We start from the raw sequence: 18691 nt of genomic DNA on the forward strand, positions 1-18691 counted from the left end.
CCGAAGAATTGCGAAATTTCTTGGCTTAAACCATTCCGGCCGACCCTCCCGAAATCGGCGATTTTTTGAGGCTTTCCTTGCCGATCCACTCTTCCACGGCCTGGAGCCGAGCCCGGAGGCTGGGCAACTCCAACATGGCCTGGCTGGCGTAAGGATCTTCGACCAAATGAGTGGCAAGAAGATGGCAAAAGACCTCGGGGTCCTCGATGCGGTGGATGGCCGAATGATAGTCGGCCGGCAGCTCGCGGTAGAGCGGCAGGAGCGGCAGGAAATTTTCACGCAGCCGGTGCATCGAAGGCCCCAGCTTCTCCTTGCTCTGCCAGTCCTCATCGGGCACCAACTCGACCTCGGCGCTGCGATAGAGCGCGGTCCCCGGGAGCTCTTGCTTGAGCCGGACCCGCCCCATGCCCTGCAAGGTGATTTGAAAGCGCCCCTCTTCCAAACGTTCCGATTGGGTGACCATCCCAAAGCCGAAAATCGGGAAAATTTCGGGTGAACCCTCATAATCCCCTTCGTAACCCGGCTTCAGCAAGGGGATGCCGATCATGCCATGCCCCTTCAAGCTGTCCTCGACCAAGGCCCGGTAGCGGGGCTCAAAGACATGCAGCGGCAGGATCATTTTGGGGAAGAAGACCGTGCGGGGCAGCGGAAAGAGCGGCAGCCGCTTCAAAGCCTCTAGCATCTCCATACTTAACCTCGAAAATGAAAGCCGGACTTTAGCCCAATTGAAGCGGAGGGTAAAGGAAAGGATGTTAGGGCCGACGACCGCCGAAGACCGCGAAAAGATAGCGCCGGTAGTGACAGCCGACCTCGGCGAAGCCGGCTTCCTTTAGCCATTCCAGTTGAACCTCGACCGGCGTCAGGATGTCGATCGAGGTCCTCTCCAAGGCATGGCCCACCTCGGGCTCGCTCAAGCCGGCGGCTTTCATGCTCTCGATCCAGAGCTGCCAATAGCGGGCTTGGAGCTCGGAGCTTTCGGCCCGGACAAATTCGGCATTGAGGAAAACTCCCCCGGGCTTCAAGTGGCCGAGGACTTTTCGATAGAGGGTCTGCTTGACCTCGTCGCTGAGGTGATGAATCGAGAGCGAAGAGAAGACGCCGTCGAAAGTCCCCGGCCAGTCGGCGGTGGCATAGTCGGCCTCGAGGAATTGGACTCCGGCTTGACCGGCAAAGCGAGCCCGGGCTTGGGCCAGCATCTCGGGGGAGAAATCCATCAGGGCATACTCGGCCTCGGAAAAACGGGCCCGCAAAAATTGGGTCAAGAGCCCGGTGCCGGCGCCGAGGTCCAAGAAGCGCCAGGAGCCTTGGGGGTCGAAGGGAACCATCTCGACCACCACCCGGTAAAATTCGTCGAAGCCGGGGATCAGCTTGCGCCGCTCCGAATCGTAGCGCCCGGCGATTTGGTCGAAGGTTTTCTTCACTTCATCCATTTAGATTCCGCGGATGAGGATTTTGGCGGTGGCGAGGTTGGTGGCCAAGGGCAGGTTGTGAACGTCGGCCAAACGAAGCAGCATGAAGATGTCCGGTTCGTGGGGATGGATTCCCAGCGGATCGCGGAGAAAGACGACCCCGTCGAGCTTGCCCTCGACGATCATCGCCGCGATCTGGGCGTCGCCGCCGTGAGGGCCGCTCTCGACCTTGCGGACTTTCAAGCCGGATTGCTCGAGGTAGGCTCCGGTGGTGCCGGTGGCAATGACCTCCATCTTTCTGATGAAACGCAGGTTGTCTTTGACGAAGCCGACCATGTCGGCCTTCTTGCCGTCATGGGCGATCAGGGCGAGGCGCTTTTTTTTCTGTTGGACCATAGGGGTTTTACCTACAATATTGGCGATCTATGAGCAAACCGGGAGTGAAAAGGCCGAGAATCGTCCTGCTCGGCGGCGGGTTCGGCGGTCTCTATGCGGCCAAGGCCTTGAAGGGCATCGAAGCCAAAATCACCTTGATCGACCGGCGCAATTTTCATCTCTTTCAACCGCTGCTCTATCAAGTCGCGACCGGCGGCCTTTCGCCGGGCGAGATCGCTTCGCCGCTTCGATCGATCTTGAAGCGGCATGCCAACCTCCGGGTGCTCAACGCCGAGATACTCGACATCGACCCCGAACGCCAAATCGTTCGGCTGGCCGATGACGAGGTGGGATACGACTATTTGGTCGTCGCGACCGGCGCCAGCCACCATTATTTCGGTCATTCCGAATGGGAAGCCCTCGCCCCGGGCCTCAAGTCGGTGGAGAATGCTCTCGACATGCGGCGCCGGATCTTCCTGGCCTTCGAGACCGCCGAGCGCGAGAAGAACCTCGAAACCCGCAATGCCTGGCTGAGCTTCGCGGTCGTCGGCGGCGGCCCCACCGGCGTTGAGCTGGCCGGGGCCTTGGCCGAGCTGGCTCATGGCACGCTCAAGGGTGAATTCCGTAATTTCGACTCCCAAGAAGTTCGCATCCATTTGCTCGAAGGCACCGACCGCCTCTTGCCGACCTACCCGCCCGAGCTCTCGCGCAAGGCCGAGGCCAAGCTGAAAAAGCTCGGCGTCACCGTCCACACCCGAACCCTCTTGACCCAGCTCAACGAAGATTCGGTCACGGTCAAAAAAGACAGCCGCAGCGAAAAGATTCCGGCCCGCACCGTCCTTTGGGCGGCCGGCGTCGAGGCCTCGCCCCTGGGCCGAAAGCTCGCCGCCAAAACCGGCCGGAAGCCCGACCGGGCCGGACGGCTGAGCGTCGATCCCGACCTCAGCTTGCCGGGCTACCCCAACATCTTCATCATCGGCGACTTGGCCGCGGTGGAACAGGACGGCAAGCTGCTTCCGGGCGTGGCTCCGGTGGCCATGCAGGAAGGCCACTACGTCGCCCGGGCAATCCGCGAGCGCCTGGCTCACCGCCATTCCAAACCCTTTCGCTACCACAACAAGGGCAATCTGGCGGTGATCGGCCGGAATGCCGCGGTCGCCGACTTGGGCTTCCTCCGTTTGAATGGCTTTCCGGCCTGGCTGATCTGGATCTTCGTCCACATCCGCTACCTGATCGAGTTCGACAACAAAATCCTGGTGCTGTTTCAATGGGCCTGGAATTACTTCACCCGCAAGCGCGGCGCCCGCTTGATCACCGGCGAGGACCTCTTGCCGATGATCCACGACTCCGGCGCGGAAAGGGCACGGCGCTCCCGGCCATGAAAGAGCTTCTCACCGTCTTCTTCACCATTTTCGTCGCCGAGCTCGGCGACAAAACCCAACTCGCCACCCTGCTCTACGCGACCGACCGGAAGATCGGCCCTTGGCAGGTCTTCCTGGCGGCGGCCGCGGCCCTCACCCTCTCCTCGCTCTTGGCGGTCCTGATCGGCGGCCAGCTCGGCCAATGGATCTCGCCGAAGCACCTCAAAATCGTCGCCGGCCTCGGTTTCATCGCGGTCGGGATCTGGACGCTTTGGCGCGGCTGATTTCGGTTGCCAAGGCCGGAGCTTGTCGATAGATCCGCGCCCATGAAAAAAGCCAAGGCTTCCGCCTCCTCCCATCGCACTGAAAAGGACTCTCTCGGGGAAAAGCAAATCCCTCACCATGTCTATTACGGCGTCCAAACCGCCCGGGCCGTGGACAATTTCCCGATCAGCGGCTGGAAGCCCCATCCGGCCTTCGTCGACGCCACCGTGCTGATCAAGCGGGCGGCGGCCGTCGTTCACGGCGGCCTCGGCCTGATCCCCAAGAGGAACGTCGCGGCCATCGTCAAAGCCTGCGACGAGGTCCTGCAAGGCCGGCATCGCGACAATTTCGTGGTCGACGTCTTCCAGGCCGGCGCCGGCACCAGCCATCACATGAACGTCAACGAGGTGGTGGCCAATCGGGCCAACGAGATGCTCGGCGGCAAGCGCGGGGTCTACGATCCGATCAACCCCAACGACCACGTCAACATGGCCCAGTCGACCAATGACGTGATTCCGACGGCGATCCGCATCGCCGCCCTTCTGCTGAAAAAAGATTTCCTGGCTTCGCTCAAGACCCTGCAGAAGTCCTTCGCCGCCAAGGCCAAGGCTTGGGACAAAATCGTCAAGTCGGGCCGCACTCACCTGCAGGACGCCACGCCGATCCGCCTCGGCCAGGAGTTCGGCGGCTACGCCAGCGTGCTCCAGAGCCATCTCGGCTGGGTCGAGCAAGCTTTCGAGCCTTTGACCCGCCTCGGCCTGGGTGGAACCGCCGTCGGGACCGGCATCAACAGCCATCCCGAATACCGCCAACGGGTCGCCAAGGAATTGGGCCGCTTGATCGGCGAGCCGCTCAAGCCGGCCAAGGATTATTTCGAGGCCATGCAGTCGATGTCGCCTTTCGTCGGCCTTTCCAGCGCGATCCGCAACCTGACTTTGGACTTGATCCGCATCGCCAACGACCTGCGGCTCCTGGCCTCGGGTCCCCGCACCGGACTTTACGAAATTCTCCTTCCGCCGGTTCAGCCCGGCAGCTCGATCATGCCGGGCAAGGTCAACCCGGTCTTGGCCGAGATGACCAATATGTCGGGATTCTTCGTCCTCGGCTTGGACACGACGATCGCTTACTCCTCGCAGGCCGGCCAGCTCGAGTTGAACGTCATGATGCCGATCATCGCTTATTGCCTGACCTGGGAGCTGAGCATCCTCGGCAACACGATGCAGGCCTTGGCCGTCAAGTGCGTCGACGGGATCGTCGCCTTCCCCGACCGCTGCAAGTATTACGCGGAAAACTCGGTCTCGATCGCGACGGTGCTCAATCCGATTTTGGGCTATGCGGCCACGGCCGAGATCGTGAAGAAAGCCGTCGCCACCGGAAAACCCCTGCGCGAGCTGCTTCAGCAGACCTCGCTGACGCCGGCCCAGATCGACAAGGTCTTCGACCTCTACGACAGCACCTATCCGAATTTGAAGGGTGGAACGAAGGCGGCCGGTTGATTTCCCCCCTTTGAAAAAGGGGGGTTGGGGGGATTTAGGAATCGCTGCACTTTGGAAGCGAGCCTAAGATTTTTCTGCCACCGCTTTAAATCCCCCCTGCCCCCCTTTTTCAAAGGGGGGATTTTTTAGTGCATCGAACCGCTGTGATCCTCGACGTCCTTGACCTCGGGGATGATGCGCATCAGGTGATTCTTGATCCCGTCCTCGACCGTGCGCTTCTGAGCCCCACAGCCGAAGCAGGCGCCGGACATCTTCACCTTGACCACGCCCTCCTCCACCGCCAGGACCTGCAAATCGCCGCCGTCCCGCTTCAAGCCCGGCCGGACGTCGCGGTCGATGACCGCCAGAACCTTCTCGATCAATTCCCGATCCACCCCCTGGACCTCGCCGGCATCCGAGGCCTTGACCTCCGGCTTGACCAAGGGACCACCGTAGCCGGCCATTCCGCCCAGGGCGTTGAAGACGTAGAGGTAACCTTCCTTGGCCAGCAACTGGGCCACCGTGACCGCCGTGTTGCCGTTGGCGCAGAAAGTCAAGATCGGGCGACTCTTGTCGGAGAGCTCGCCGAGTCGCATCAACACCTGATTGGCCGGGATGTGCTTGGCCTCGGGAATATGGCCGTTGCCCCAACCCTCGTCGCTGCGCACGTCCAGGATTAACAAGCCCGGCACCGATTGGATGAACTCCAAAACCCTTTCCTTGGGAATCTCCGAATAAGGCAAGCCGCTCATCACCGCCGCGACGGTCGGGGGCAAGCCGCTGAGCAAGCCGGCGGTCTGCTGGCGCAAGACCTTGAGATGCCACTCCTGCTTCTTCTGCAGGTCTTCCAATTGGCGGCGGAGCTCGGCCACCTCACGCTCGAGACTTTCGATCTTGTCTTTTTTTCCACCAAACATCGTTCACCTCTTTTTCGGGGCCTCTTCAATCTCGCGAGGGGTCCGGCTTGTCAAGGGCGGGTGGGTTCGAAATTCGGACATTCGGGAGTAAAAGCCTTTGCCCCTTTCCAGGCCGGAACGGCTCGTATCATTGCAAGTATTTGATTTTGTTAATTTATTTATTCAGAGCGCTGGACCCCGGCGTTGGCCTCATCCTTGTACCCCAGCGAGAGGGAAGGAGAAAATCTATGAAACTCAATTTCCTCAGTGAATGGATTCATACCGTCTTACCCTCCGGCGAGAGCCCCGAGTTGAAAAACCTTGAGGCCTCGTCCCCCGCCTCTTCCGCTTCGAGCTATCAATCCTCCAACCAATCGATCGGCGCCGAAGTCAAAAATCAAATCGACCTCAATCGAAAAACTCTGGCCCGGGAATTGTCCCATCCCGAGCCCAAGGTTTTGGAAAAGCTCGGCGAGGTGAATCAAAAGCGCGGCGCCAAGGGCTTGGCGCCGATCGATTTGCCGAAAGTGACCGAGCAGATCGAAGCGATCTACAAGGACTCCAGCTTGAGCGACAAGCAGAAGAAGGAAAAAATCGAGCAGCTGCGCAAGCAGCTCGGGCTCTCGAAGGGTGAAATGAAGTCCTTATTCACCAAACGAATCGAGTCCATTTACAAAAAGGCCGAGAAAAGGCTGGCCGCTTTCGAGCAAGCCAAGTCGAGCCAGCTCCACTCCGAGCTTCGACAAGCCGAAGCCGCCTACGGCAAGGACAGCGCCCAAGCCAAGGCGGTGCGCGACAAGCTGGACTCGCTGAAATCGACCCTCCAACCCGAAAGGGAGGGGTTGAAGGCCCAGGCCAAATTCTTCGGCTCCCTCTATCCCGGCTTCTGGAGCAGGCTTGGCGGGGCCTTCAAGAAAATCGGTCAGGGCCTGGCTAAGGCGCTCAGCGTCCTGGCGAAAGTGGTTCGTTTCATCCCGGCGCTGGGACCGGTCCTCTCCAACGCCATGCGGACGGTTCAATCCCTGCTCCAGGGCAAGTTCAAGGAATTGGGAAAGAGTCTGCTGAGCACCTTGGGTGCGGCGAAGAACTTCGCCCACTTCATCCCCGGCATCGGCCAAATCGCCAGCTTCGCGGTCACCGGCCTCGAAGCCCTCGTTAAAGCGTTTCGTCCGGCGAAGACACTCTAGCCGCGTAAGGAATGCTCGGCAGGTCGTGCTGGCCACCCTCGCCCTGAATGACCCGAGGCCTCCAGGACTGCGGGAAGGTCCATTTCTCGGGCGGCGGCGTGGTCCGCGCCCGGAACAGCGAGTGGAACTCGCCGCTGAAATGCATCAACTGAGGCAAGGTTCCGGTGAGGGCGACGCCGACCTCGGGACGATCCTGCGAGGGCAAGGTCAGCTGGCCCCAGCCGGGAATGCGGTTCTTGGCCATGGTGATCCGATCGTGGCCGTCGAGGCGGGCGCCGGCCCGATTCGCGAAGATGTCGGCCGTCGAAATGGCTTCGGTCGAGGGCGAAGCCAATATCACGTCGGACCCGATCTTGCGATGGATCAAGCTCTCATAGCGCCGCGACAGCTCCCGAGCTTGGTCGTAAAAGCCGAGCCGCAAGGAAAGTGCGCCCTTGGGCAAGCGCACCATCAAGTTGTCGTCCAGGACCCGCCGCGGCGGATCGAAGCGATGATTCTGGAGCGGATTGGTGTGGGTGAAGGCGCCGGCGACGTAGGCGTCGAAGGGATAGAGGCGCATCGGGGCTTCGCCGATGAAATCCCACTCCGGCCCCAAAGCCTGAACCTCATAACCCTGAGCGCGGTACTCGTCGATCCGCTGGAGGAAGCTCATTTGGGCCTGGGGCGAGGCGGCGCTCACCAAGCTTTCCAGATAGGCAATAGTGGGCCTCTGATGGGCCGGCTGAAACTGAGCGCCGGGATTCTGCAAGCGCTGGTGCGGATCGCCACCTTCAACTTTGGAAAGGTATCGGGCGATTTCCATGGCGTCGCGGCTTTCCCGGGCCAAGACCCCGACCCGATCCAGGAAAGTCGCAAAGGGCACCATATTCTTGGTCGAGATCAAGCCGGCCGGGGGCACGAAACCGAAAAGGCCGACGGCGCCGGCGGGCGCCGAAACCGAGCCGCCGGTGTCGGTTCCAATCCCCGCTGAGATCGGAAGCTCAGGGTGACCGACCACGTGGGCGGTCGCCGAAGAGGAGCCGGCCGGATCGAATCCGGGCCGGGTCGGATGGGGAATATAGCCAAAGCCGCCTTGCTTGCCGGTTCCGCCGCTCGCCGCGGCGACCATCCCGACGGTGATCGGAATCGCGCCCAAATCCGTCAAAGCTTGAACCACCGGACTGGAAGCATGGCCGGCGACGCGGGCGGTCTTGCTGCCGACGTGCATCCGACCGTCGGCGCCGGGAAAGATATCCTTGACCGCGATCAAAACCCCTTCCAAGGGACGGGCCCTGCCCTCGCGATAACGTCGCTCGCTCTCCTCGGCCATGCCCAACAACTGCCGCCGGTAGTGGCCATGGTCCAAGGGCCGGGGGAAGATGGAGCCGTCGCGCGCCGCCGGATGCTCCAAGAGAATTTGCAAAACACCCATCGGCGACACTTCGCCCGAAGCATAGGCCTGGCGGATGGCTGACATGTCGTAGCCGGCGATCACCTCTCGGCGATCATGAGGCACCCAATGGGCATCGGGGCCAAAAGTGACCGGCTCCGGCGACCGAGGAATTTCAGGATGGGCCACGCCCAGCGTGTCGATGAGCTCGGGCTGGGCGCCGGTCTTCAATGGGGTCAAAGCCTCGGCCCGGCGGAGAGCCGTTTCGACCCAAGCCAGGTCGGTATTGGCCTGGCGAATGAAGGCCCGCTCGACCGCCGGCGACAAGGTCGGAACCCCGGCATCGAGGCGGCGAAGGACCGTGTCGCGCAAGGTCGGATCGTCGTAATGCCGTTCGGTCAGCTCCTGGCTCATCGCCGGTCCCAATCCGTAGGATCGGTTGCCACGGCCGGCGCGATAGAGATGGACGGTCACCGCCGGGCTCACGTCCATCGCCAGGCCGAGCAGCAGGGAGCTGACCGAAATGGGAGCTTGCTCGGCCAGGGGGCCGGCATTGGCATATTGATGCAGGCCATGGGCGAAGCGCCCGAGACCGACCGCGGCCGAACCATAGAGCAAGCTGCGGTCGGTGAACAGGCCGGCCCGGGCCAACCAAGTCCGCTGCCAAAATCGCAGACCCGGATTGCCTCGGGCAAACTGAACCCATATCTCGGGATCGTTGACCGCCCGGCGAACCGCGTCGCCCTGGTACCAGGCGATCCGGGTGGCCGCCGCCGAGCTGTGGCCCTCGGCCAAAGCCGTTTGACGGGCCAGGCGAAAAGCACGGCCGCCTAATCCGAAGCTGGCGATTCCGACTCCCGTGCCCAGGACGCCCAAGCCAAAACCGGATACGGTCAAAAAATCGGCAAAGGCCGAATGATTCGCATCGCCGCCGTTCCACAAGCGGCCGGTGGCGGCCCAAGCCTCGGGAGCTTGGCGAGTGAGGATGTAGGCGCCACTGGCCAACAGGGTCGCCGAAACCGCCGGTTTGGAAAGAAAGTGAAGGCCGGCCGCGGCCAGGGGCCGAAGCGGCCGGATGTAGGAACAGCCGATCGTGGCCAATCCCAGCAAGGCCCCACCGTGGTTGAGCCTTTCGGCGGTGCTGTCGAGGGTGATGCTCCGGACAAAGCGCTCGGCCCGGCTGCCGAAAGTTCCGCCGCCTTGCAAAGCCTTGAGCCGCTCTTCGGAACGGCCGAGAACCGAAAGCAATTGAGCGCTCGGCGGCCTTCCGTTCCTCAGCTCGGGCAAGCTCGTATAAAGAGAGGCTGCCAGGTCCTCGCGGCCGGCTCGCTCCTGGCGGCCGGCGAGGTTCAAAAGAGCTTCCCCAAACAAAGTTTTGTCGTGCTCGCCGCCGATGGAAATGAGCTCGTTGACGAAGGTCTTCCCCAGGGAATTTTCTAAGGCATTTTGGCGGGCCAGGGGCAGGCGCTGGTAGGCTTCGCGAAGCGTCGGGGCTTCGCCCCGGCTAAGAACGTCGGAGAGACCTAGGTCGGCCGCTTGGCGATCGAGCCAGCGGGCCAGAAAACGGTCGGCCGGATGCGCCGAAGGCGCGCTCGACGGCGGATTCTGCGAAGTCGAAGCGGAATCCAACGATGCTAAACTCAGGCGTGGTACAAGCGGCGGCGACAAAAGAATAACCCCTCAATGGTCCAAAGATCTCCCTCGATTCCAAAGACCTACCTCTCCTCATTAGGAATCATTCCAACATCCGTGCCAAATGCCGGATCTTCACGATTTCAAGGACTTAGCGATTTTGGGGGAATAAAATAACGGCGACAATTTAAGCGGCTGAGCAAAGACTAGGCATGCTTTGCGGGCGGGGGTGCCGGGAAATAGCTCATTTTTTGGGCTTCAGCTGGTCGCGGAGGTCGGCCAATGCGGCAAAGGCGTTGTTGAACACCGGCCGCGGAGCCGGCGCTCGGCGAGGCGGAGCGCCGCGGCGGTCGCCCGGTCGACCCCTCCCCCGCGGACCCCGATCCTGGCGGCGTTCGCCGCCTTCGGCCGAAGCAGGACGCCTTTCCCGGCGAGGAGCTTCGGCGGCCTGCTTCATCGAAAGTGAAATCTGTTTTTTATCCAGGTCGACCTCGAGCACCTTCACCTGGACCCGGTCACCGGGGCTGACGACCTCGCGCGGATCCTTCACGAAGCGCTGGGCCAGTTGGCTGAGATGGACCAGGCCATCCTGGTGAACCCCGATGTCGACGAAGGCGCCGAAATTGGTGACGTTGGTGACGATGCCGGGGCAAATCATCCCGGCCTTGAGATCCTTCAGCTCGAAAATGTCATCGCGGAAGCTGAATGGAACGAAGTGCTCCCGCGGATCGCGGCCCGGCTTTTCGAGCTCGCGGATCAAATCCTCGAAGGTGAAATCACCGACGCTGGCTTTGAATTCGGCGTCCTCGCGCAGGACCGCGGCGCCCGCACCCATCAAATCGGCCACGCTCTTGCCCAGGGCGGCGGCCCTGGCTTCCAAGATGGGGTAGCTCTCGGGATGAACGCCGGTGTTGTCGAGCGGATTGGAAGACTCGGGAACCCGGAGAAAGCCGGCGGCCTGCTCGAAAGCCTTTTGCGAAAAGCGCGGCACCTGCAGCAAATCGGCCCGCGATTTAAAAAGACCGACGCCGCCGCGATAATCGACCACCGCCTTGGCCAAGGCCGGGCCGATGCCGGCAACGTGGGCCAGCAAATGCATCGAGGCGGTATTCAGGTTGACGCCGACTTGGTTGACGCAGGAGTCGACCACATGGTCCAGGCTCTTCTTGAGCCGGGCTTGGGAAACGTCATGCTGGTATTGGCCGACGCCGATGCTCTTGGGGTCGGTCTTGACCAGCTCGGCCAAGGGGTCTTGCAGGCGGCGGGCGATCGAGATCGCGCCGCGAACCGTGATGTCCAAATCGGGGAATTCCTCGCGAGCGGTTTCGCTGGCGCTATAGACGCTGGCCCCGGCCTCGCTCACCATCACCACCGGCAAGTTCTCGATGCCGGCTTCCTTGACCGCGGCCCGGATGAAGATCTCGGCCTCGCGGCCGGCGGTTCCGTTGCCGACGGCGATGGCTCGAATCGTCCCGGTGGCGAGCAAGTCCTTCAGTCCCTGTTTGGCGGCGGCTTTGGCCTCATCGCTCTGCAAATAAAGCACGGTGTTGGAGACGAATTTTCCCGAATCGTCGACCAGGGCCAGCTTGCAGCCGCTGCGGACGCCGGGGTCGACGCCGAGCACGGCCTTGGGCCCGAAAGGCGAAGCCAGCAACAGCTTGCGGACGTTCTCCGCAAAAACCTTGATCGCGACCTCGTCGGCGACGGTCTTCAAGGCCTTGTGGACCTCGCTGTCGATGCTCGGTTGAACGTGGGCCTTCAGCGCGAGCCGAGCCGCCTTGCGCAGCACCTCGGCTCCCGGAGAGTCGGGGACGGTCAAGGCCAAGGCCTCGTAGTCGGCGAGCAGCGCCGCCTCGAAGCCGCTGTCGCCGTCGCCCTCGGGCTTGCCGCCGATTGCCAAGGTCAGCTCTTCCTCGATCCAGCCCCGGCGCAAGGCCAAGTAGCGGTGAGAATTCTCGGGCTTGAGCAGCGAGGCGATCGATTCGTGGAACTGGAAATAATTCTCGTACTTGCTGTGGGGCTTGGCCTTGGGCGCCTTGCCGGTGATGACGTGTCCCTCGGCGAAAGTTTTTTCCCGGACCTTTTGGCGAAGCTCGACCACCTCGGAAAGGCGCTCGACCAAAATGTCTTGAGCGCCTTCAATGACCAAAGCGGCGTCGCGATAGCCCTTCTCCTCGTTGCGGAAGGTAAAGGCCCAAAGCTCCAAGGTTTGGCCGGGCTGGGGCTGCTCGGTGCCGTGGCCGCAGTTCCAGATCCAATCGGCCAGCGGCTCGATGCCGGCTTCCCGGGCTTGAGCCGCCTTGGTCTTCCGCTTTTGCTTGTAGGGAAGATAAATGTCTTCCAAGCGCTCGAGCTCGAAAGTCGCCAAGACCCGCTCTTTTAATTCCGGCGTGAGCTGCTTTTGCTTCTCGATCTGCTCCAGGATGTGGCTCTGGCGTTGAAGGATCTCCTGCCACTTTTCATGGGCGTCGATGACCTCCTGGATCGCCACCTCATCCAAATTGCCGGTTCGCTCTTTGCGATAGCGCGCGATGAAGGGAACGGTGCCCCCGTCGGCGACCAATGCCAAGACCGCCTCGGCCGATGACAGGGGAATCTTGGGATGTTGGGCGGAAAACCAGGCTTGAAAGTTCATAGGGAGGGGAATGGGGCTTTGGCACAACTCATGCAAATATCCTAAAGGAATGCGGCAAGATACACCATCCTGGAATCAGGCACAAGGCCGTCTCGGCGAGGCTTTTGCCAAAAAGTACCTGCTTAGGCAAGGCTATAAAATTGTCGCCGAACGCTTCCGAACCCGCTTCGGCGAGATCGACCTGGTGGCAAGCCGGCGCAACGCCCTCCTCTTCGTCGAAGTCAAAGCCCGGCACTCCCGGCTTTTCGGCGACGCCCTCGAGGCCGTGACTCCGAAAAAGCTCCGCCATTTCCAAAAATCGGTCATGGCTTTCCTGCAGGCTAACCCGCAATACCGCCGAGGATGGCATTGGGAGCTGGCCGCGGCGGCGGTCCGCCATGCCGGGGGCGAGACCAAGGTGGAGCTGGTCAGGATTCTTCCCGGGGGTCTTTGAGCCCATAGAGCTTGATTTTGGCGAAGAGAGTCGATTTGGCCACGCCGAGGGTTTCAGCGGCCCGGGCTTTATTCCAGGAGCTGGCCATCAGCGCCTTGAGCACCAGCCGCTTTTCCATCTCCTCCAAGCTTTCGAGCGGAACCCCGGCCGAGGGCGCCACCGAGCCGGTCTCATTGGGAAAGACCAAGTCCTGGGGCTCGATCTGGGGACCCGAAGCCAGGATCATCGCCCGCAGCAGGAGGTTGCGCAGCTCGCGGACGTTGCCGGGAAAGAGATGCTCTCGGACCCGGGCCAGCCCGGCCGGGCTGAGCTCCTTGACTCCGCTGCCGGAGGCGAATTCTTTCAGAAAGCTCTCGCAAAGCAAGGCGATGTCTTCCTTGCGGTCGCGAAGCGGCGGCAGATAAACCGGCATCACGAAAAGGCGAAAGAACAAATCCTCGCGAAAGCGCTTTTCCTGGACCGCTTTGGCCAAGTCGCGATGGGTGGCGGCAACCACGCGCACATCGGCGCTCAGCTCCTCGATCCCGCCGACCCGGCGATAGGTCCGGTTCTCTAGGACTCGCAAGAGCTTGGGCTGAAGCTCCAAGGGAAGCTCGCCGACCTCGTCGAGAAAGAGGGTTCCGCCCCGGGCTTGGCCGAAGGCTCCGTCGTGCTGGCGGAGCGCCCCGGTGAAGGCTCCTTTCTCGTGGCCAAAGAGCTCGCTCTCGATCAGCTCGGCCGAGATGGCGCCGCAATTGATCGCGACCAAGGGTCCCCGTCGCCGCGCCGAGAGTTGATGGACGGCCCTGGCGACCAGCTCCTTGCCAGTGCCCGATTCGCCGAGGATCAAGACGCTGGCCTCGGTCGGCCCGACCTTCTCGAGCAAGCCATAGAGCTCGCGCATCTGGAGCGAGCCTCCGACCATCCCCTGAAAGCGATCGACGTTCTTCGGTCCGGCGCTCTCCACTCGCTCCTCGCTGGAGATCCGCAGCTCGCACTGCCCTATTTTCAAAATTTGGCCCTCCTCCAGCTCGGCCTCCCGGACTTTCACGCCGTTGAGGAAAGTACCGTTGGTCGAGCCCAAATCGTGGACCCACAGCCGGCCCTCGCGCAGGGTCAACTTGGCATGGCGAGACGACAGGTAGGGGTCCTGGAGGACGACGTCGTTTTTTTCTCCGGCGCCGAGGCTAAGGCTTTCCGAGCTCATGCGCAGGCTTCGGGAGGCTTTTCCGGGTTCCTCGATTTGCAGGCTTAGCTCTTTCACCCAAAGGCCGCGCGGGCCTTTGGCGATGGCATGGGTCGAGCCGAGGGAAGGTCCGCCGGCCCCGAGGGTGTCCTCGGCCGGAGCGGTGGCGGCCTCCTTGGCGTCGAAGGTCACGGTCCAAGGTCCTAGCTCGATGCGGTCCCCGTCTTTCAGGGTCTGAGACTCGGTTTCCTTGCCGTTGACGGTCAAAGCCGCCTGCCCGAGCTTCTTGAGGTGGAAAGCTTTCTCGATCTTGTAGAGCGCCGCGTGCTCGCGGGAAATTTCCGGCTCGGCCAGGACGATGTCGCATTGGGGCGAGCGCCCGATCTTGGTGCTGCTATTGTGAAGGACGACTCGAAACACCGGCTCAACGCCGCGGGAGAAAAGAAGATGAGCCATGGCTTACCTCGCTGGTGGCTCCTTACCCAGGAAGGCCTTTAATGCAGCCCAAACGACAGGGTCAAGGAGGATTATCCCCTTGCCGGGGGCGGAGAGCGGGGCTAAAGCCCCTTGCTACGGATCAACACCAATGGAGCAAGGGGTTTTAGCCCCGTTCAGCCTATGAATATGAAACCGTGGCGGCGCCCCGGAAAAATCGGCGACATTCTCCAGCAGGCTTTGGAAAGCTGGGACCTCGGCCCCAAGCTCCGGCGCTACGAGGCGGCCGCCCGTTGGGAGGAGATCGCCGGGCCTCAGATCGCGGCCAAATCCCGGAGCAAGGGTATGCAAGGCGACGTCCTGGTCATCGAGGTCGATCATCCGGCTTGGGTCCAGGAGTTAAACCTCATGAAAGAGCTGCTCTTGCGGAAGCTTCAGACCGAGCATCCCCGGGCTCGGATCCGCGACCTACGCTTCATACTTAAGTAACAAAATCAAATAGTTGTAATTGTTGGGGAATCCTTTTGAAAGGCCGGTCGATAAATTCGACGGGTGCACACGAGAAGGAGTATGGGATGTTTCCTCGTGTGTTGGGCCGGATCCTCGGCCGTATCGCCTCCGCGACCTGCGAAGGCTTCCATCAATTCCAGCAAAGCGCCCGGAATGTTCTCAGCCAAAGCCCGAGCGACTTGATCGAAGGCGCCTTTCGGCGCGGTCTGACCGACGCCGCTCTGATGCTCATCGCGCCGCCCGCCGCTCGGCCGCTGGTGGCCGCCTTTCGGGCCTGGGAATTCATCAACAGCCGCAACCTGAGCGAAAATCGCGTTTCGGAAACCGCGGAGCCCGCCACCTCGTCGATGAAAGGCAGCTTGGAATGCTACCTGCAAGCGATGTCGCTGGAAAACTCCTACCTCATCTCGCCGGTCGGCACCCTGCCTTATGAGGAATGCCTCCACTGACCGAAGCTAGATCGCGTAGCCGTCCTTCTCGAGGGCGTGCTGGGCGATCTGCAGCTTGAGATCGAGCGTATTGAGCGGCTTGACCTCGAGAATGCGGTCGATGGCCTTGGCGTACTTCTCGTAGGCCGCGTCGTCGCCCTTGGCCACGTTGGCGCAGAACTGCTTGGCCAGGGTGACCAGCTCCAGGCACTTCTCGGTGACGTAGGACTTGGTGATGGCGATCGGGATCCGGGCCTTCTCCTCGCCGACCTGCTTGATCAGCTGGAGCGAACGGAGCAAGGCCGATTCCATGGCATAAACCTCGATGATGAAGTCGGCCATCGCGATCATGAAGCTCTGGCGGTCCTTGATCTCGCCCATATACTTCTGCACCGCCACGCCGCTGACGTAGACCGCCAGCTTCTTGGCTTGGTTGACCAGGTTGATCCGGTTGACCAGGACCCGTTGGTCGGTTTCCTTGGGGAAGCCTTCCTTGAGCTGGCCCAGGATCCGCTGGATCTCGCCCATCAGGTCGATCTCGCCCTTCATCGCCCGCTTGAGCAGGGTGCCGGGGATGATCATCCGGTTGATCTCGTTGGTGCCCTCGAAGATCCGGTTGATCCGGGAGTTCCGGTAGAAAGCCTCGACCGGGTATTCCTCGATGTAGCCGTAGCCGCCGTGCATTTGGACGCCCTCGTCGGCGACGAAGTCCATCGCCTCCGAGCCGTAGACTTTGCAGATCGAGGCCTCGATCGCGTACTCCTCGACCATCTGCAGCGCCTTCTTGTCGTATTCGGCGTCGCTCTTGTCCAAGGTCGCAATCGCCGCGTCGAGCTCGCCGGCATAGCGGTACATGATCGACTCGGTGACGTAGGTCCGGATCACGCTGTCGGCGATCTTCTGCTGGATGATCTCGAAATCGGCCAGCGGTTGGCCGAACTGCTTGCGCTCCTTGACGTAGCGGACGGTGTGCTCGAGCACCCGCTTGCAGCCGCCGGTGCAGGCCGCGCCGAGCTTCCAACGGCCGACGTTGAGGACGTTGAAGGCGATCTTGTGGCCCTTGCCGATCTCACCGAGCACGTTCTCGACCGGGACCTTGGCGTCCTGGAGGATGATCGGCACCGTGGACGAGCCGTGGATGCCCATCTTTTTCTCTTCCTTGCCGGCGCTGACGCCCTCGTAGCCCTTCTCGACGATGAAGCCGGTGAAGTGCTCGCCGTCGACCTTGGCGAAGACCGTGATCACGTCGGCCCAGGAGCCGTTGGTGATGAACATCTTTTCGCCGTTCAGGATGTAGTGCTTGCCGTCGGGCGAAAGCACCGCCTTGGTCTTGGCGGCCAGAGCGTCGGAGCCGGAGCCGGCCTCGGTGAGGGCGTAAGCGCCGATGTACTCGCCGGTGGCGAGCTTCGGCAGGTACTTCCGCTTCTGCTCCTCGGTGCCGAAGTAAAGGATCGGCAGGGTTCCGATGCCGGTGTGGCACATGTAGGAGACGGTCCAGGAGCCCTGGGTGGTCGCCTGTTCGCTCATGATGGTGCTGGCGACCTTGCCCAGCCCCAATCCGCCGTAGGCCTCGGGAATCTCGGCCATCAGGAGGCCGATCTCGCCGGCCTTGCGCAGCAGGCCGTCGGAGACGCCGGGCTCCTTGTGCTCGATTTTCTCGTTGTTCGGCCAGACCTCCTTGTCGACGAAGTCCTTGACCGTTTGACCCATCTGGAGCTGCTCCTCGGTCATGTTCTCGGGGATGAAGATTTCTTCCTCTCCGACTCGGGAGAGAAGCCAGCTCGCGCCTTGGCGGATCTTTGCAAACATAGGGATCTCCTATTGTAGGGGCACCTCTCGCAGGTGCCCCATCTACGAAACGATGTCCTTGCCCAAGGGCGACCGCAAGGGTCGCCCCTACTCGCTCAGCGTCTTCTTAAACTCGGCCGTCAACAAGGGTACGATCTCGAAGAGGTCTCCCACAATGCCGTAATCGGCCTTTTGGAAGATCGGGGCCTCGGCATCCTTGTTGACCGCGACGATGATCTTGGAAGTCCGCATGCCGGCCAAGTGCTGGATCGCGCCGCTGATGCCGAAAGCCATATATAGCTTCGGATTGACGACCTTTCCGGTCTGGCCGACCTGCATGTCGTGGGGAGCATAGCCCGAGTCGACGGCGGCGCGGGAAGCGCCGACGGTGGCGCCGATGACGTCGGCCAGCTCCTGGAGGATCTTGAAGTTGGCCGCTTCCTTCATGGCCCGGCCGCCCGAGACGATGATCTCGGCTTCGGTCAGGTCGACCTTGTCGGAAGCGCCCTTCTGCAGCTCCTTCATCTCGGCCTTGATGTCGCCCGGGTCGACGTCCTTCTTCAGGACTTCGGCGGTGGCGCCGGCCTGGGCCGCGCCGATGCCGAAGGAGTTGGGACGGATCAGGGCCATCTGGGGCTTGGAGTTGGGGATCTTCACGTCGACCAGCGCCTTGCCCGAATAGATCGGGTGGGTCGCCAACAGCTTGCCGTCGCCGTCGATCTTGAGGTCGACCGAGTCGGCGGCTAAGCCGGTCTCGAGGCGGGCGGCGAGGCGCGGGAAGAAGTCGCGGCCAGCCGGCGAGGCGGTGCCGAGGACGATGTCGGGATTCGACTCCTTGATGTAGCCGGCCAGGGCGTTGACGAAGCCCAGGGTGCTGTACTTGTCGAGCTTGGGGCTCGAGAGCACCGTGACCTTCTTGACGCCGTAGGGCGCCAGCTCGTTGGCCAGGCCTTCGACGCCGTTGCCGATCAGGACCGCTTCGCATTGACCGCCGATCTTGGCGGCGAGCTCGGCGCCCTTGCTGGCCAGCTCCAGCGAAGTCTTCTTGAGTTTTCCATCTTGGTGTTCTGCAAAAATCAAAACGTTAGCCATGGTAATTCTCCTGATTTCTTTTCGTTAGAGGACTTTCGCTTCTTCTCGGAGCAAGCGGACGAGTTCCTTGACTTGGGTGGTGGCATCGCCTTGCAGCATCTTTCCCGGCGGCTTTTCGGCCGGCAGGCGGTAGTTGCTGTAGACCAGCTTGGGTTGGGCGTCGCCCTTCTCGGCGCTGAGCTTGAGGGTTTCGACCGGCTTGGTCTTGGCCTTCATGATGCCGGGTAGCGAGGCGTA

Annotated in this window: 17 protein-coding genes; 7 read left to right on the forward strand and 10 right to left on the reverse strand. The window is 61.8% G+C overall.

Translation table 11 applies throughout. The annotated features are described in order from the left end of the window. Positions 1–25: 25 nt before the first annotated feature. From VJR29_02970 to VJR29_02980, 3 genes are all read right to left on the reverse strand, one after another. Entirely contained in the window at positions 26–688 is a 663-nt protein-coding gene (locus VJR29_02970; GenBank protein HKY62357.1) for an LON peptidase substrate-binding domain-containing protein, read from the reverse strand. Positions 689–752: 64 nt separating this feature from the next. Then, complete coding sequence (locus VJR29_02975) at positions 753–1430, reverse strand: methyltransferase domain-containing protein (protein HKY62358.1); 678 nt, start codon at positions 1428–1430, stop codon at positions 753–755. After that, positions 1431–1805, reverse strand: coding sequence for a methylglyoxal synthase (locus tag VJR29_02980; protein HKY62359.1), 375 nt, complete (start codon positions 1803–1805; stop codon positions 1431–1433). A gap of 44 nt (positions 1806–1849) precedes the next feature. Between VJR29_02980 and VJR29_02985 the strand changes: the two genes are divergently transcribed. Genes VJR29_02985 through VJR29_02995 form a run of 3 tightly spaced genes read left to right on the forward strand, consistent with a single transcriptional unit; the run spans position 1850 to position 4905 of the window. After that, positions 1850–3166: an NAD(P)/FAD-dependent oxidoreductase gene (locus VJR29_02985; protein HKY62360.1), complete on the forward strand. Its 1317-nt coding sequence runs from the start codon at positions 1850–1852 to the stop codon at positions 3164–3166. After that, the gene (locus VJR29_02990) at positions 3163–3429 is read left to right on the forward strand and encodes a TMEM165/GDT1 family protein (protein HKY62361.1); all 267 of its coding nucleotides are present in this window, start codon (positions 3163–3165) and stop codon (positions 3427–3429) included. The genes VJR29_02985 and VJR29_02990 overlap by 4 nt, the downstream gene beginning before the upstream one ends. Before the next feature lie 42 nt (positions 3430–3471). Then, positions 3472–4905, forward strand: a complete 1434-nt coding sequence (locus tag VJR29_02995; GenBank protein HKY62362.1) for an aspartate ammonia-lyase — start codon at positions 3472–3474, stop codon at positions 4903–4905. A 125-nt stretch (positions 4906–5030) separates the two neighbouring features. On the opposite strand, the gene VJR29_03000 is transcribed toward VJR29_02995, so the two are convergent. Next, on the reverse strand, positions 5031–5801 hold the full coding sequence (locus VJR29_03000; protein HKY62363.1) for a NifU family protein: 771 nt from the start codon (positions 5799–5801) through the stop codon (positions 5031–5033). 227 nt (positions 5802–6028) lie between these two features. Between VJR29_03000 and VJR29_03005 the strand changes: the two genes are divergently transcribed. Continuing rightward, positions 6029–6967: a hypothetical protein gene (locus VJR29_03005; GenBank protein HKY62364.1), complete on the forward strand. Its 939-nt coding sequence runs from the start codon at positions 6029–6031 to the stop codon at positions 6965–6967. Here VJR29_03005 and VJR29_03010 read toward each other — a convergent pair. Both VJR29_03010 and VJR29_03015 read right to left on the reverse strand, forming a co-directional pair. Next, positions 6936–9965: an amidase family protein gene (locus VJR29_03010; protein HKY62365.1), complete on the reverse strand. Its 3030-nt coding sequence runs from the start codon at positions 9963–9965 to the stop codon at positions 6936–6938. The genes VJR29_03005 and VJR29_03010 overlap by 32 nt on opposite strands. Before the next feature lie 247 nt (positions 9966–10212). Continuing rightward, the gene (locus tag VJR29_03015; protein HKY62366.1) at positions 10213–12603 is read right to left on the reverse strand and encodes a Tex family protein; all 2391 of its coding nucleotides are present in this window, start codon (positions 12601–12603) and stop codon (positions 10213–10215) included. A gap of 49 nt (positions 12604–12652) precedes the next feature. Between VJR29_03015 and VJR29_03020 the strand changes: the two genes are divergently transcribed. Continuing rightward, complete coding sequence (locus tag VJR29_03020; GenBank protein ID HKY62367.1) at positions 12653–13036, forward strand: YraN family protein; 384 nt, start codon at positions 12653–12655, stop codon at positions 13034–13036. On the opposite strand, the gene VJR29_03025 is transcribed toward VJR29_03020, so the two are convergent. Then, a complete protein-coding gene (locus tag VJR29_03025) occupies positions 13011–14657 on the reverse strand; it encodes a sigma 54-interacting transcriptional regulator (protein ID HKY62368.1) in 1647 nt (548 codons plus the stop codon). The genes VJR29_03020 and VJR29_03025 overlap by 26 nt on opposite strands. Positions 14658–14825: 168 nt before the next feature. On the opposite strand from VJR29_03025, the gene VJR29_03030 reads away from it, so the two are divergent. Together VJR29_03030 and VJR29_03035 are read left to right on the forward strand one after the other, a co-directional pair. Further along, entirely contained in the window at positions 14826–15125 is a 300-nt protein-coding gene (locus tag VJR29_03030) for a DUF721 domain-containing protein (GenBank protein HKY62369.1), read from the forward strand. 86 nt (positions 15126–15211) lie between these two features. After that, positions 15212–15595, forward strand: a complete 384-nt coding sequence (locus VJR29_03035) for a hypothetical protein (GenBank protein HKY62370.1) — start codon at positions 15212–15214, stop codon at positions 15593–15595. Positions 15596–15601: 6 nt separating this feature from the next. Here the strand turns inward: VJR29_03035 and VJR29_03040 are convergent, their stop codons facing one another. The 3 genes from VJR29_03040 to VJR29_03050 all read right to left on the reverse strand — a co-directional run. Beyond that, positions 15602–17383 carry an acyl-CoA dehydrogenase family protein gene (locus VJR29_03040; GenBank protein HKY62371.1) on the reverse strand — a complete coding sequence of 594 codons (1782 nt, stop codon included), beginning with the start codon at positions 17381–17383 and terminating at the stop codon, positions 15602–15604. A gap of 87 nt (positions 17384–17470) precedes the next feature. Next, positions 17471–18454: an electron transfer flavoprotein subunit alpha/FixB family protein gene (locus VJR29_03045; protein ID HKY62372.1), complete on the reverse strand. Its 984-nt coding sequence runs from the start codon at positions 18452–18454 to the stop codon at positions 17471–17473. A gap of 24 nt (positions 18455–18478) precedes the next feature. Further along, the coding region (locus VJR29_03050; GenBank protein ID HKY62373.1) for an electron transfer flavoprotein beta subunit/FixA family protein at positions 18479–18691 on the reverse strand (213 nt) is incomplete at its 5' end.

It is taken from the genome of bacterium (assembly GCA_035281585.1).
Taxonomy (GTDB): domain Bacteria; phylum UBA10199; class UBA10199; order DSSB01; family DSSB01; genus DATEDP01.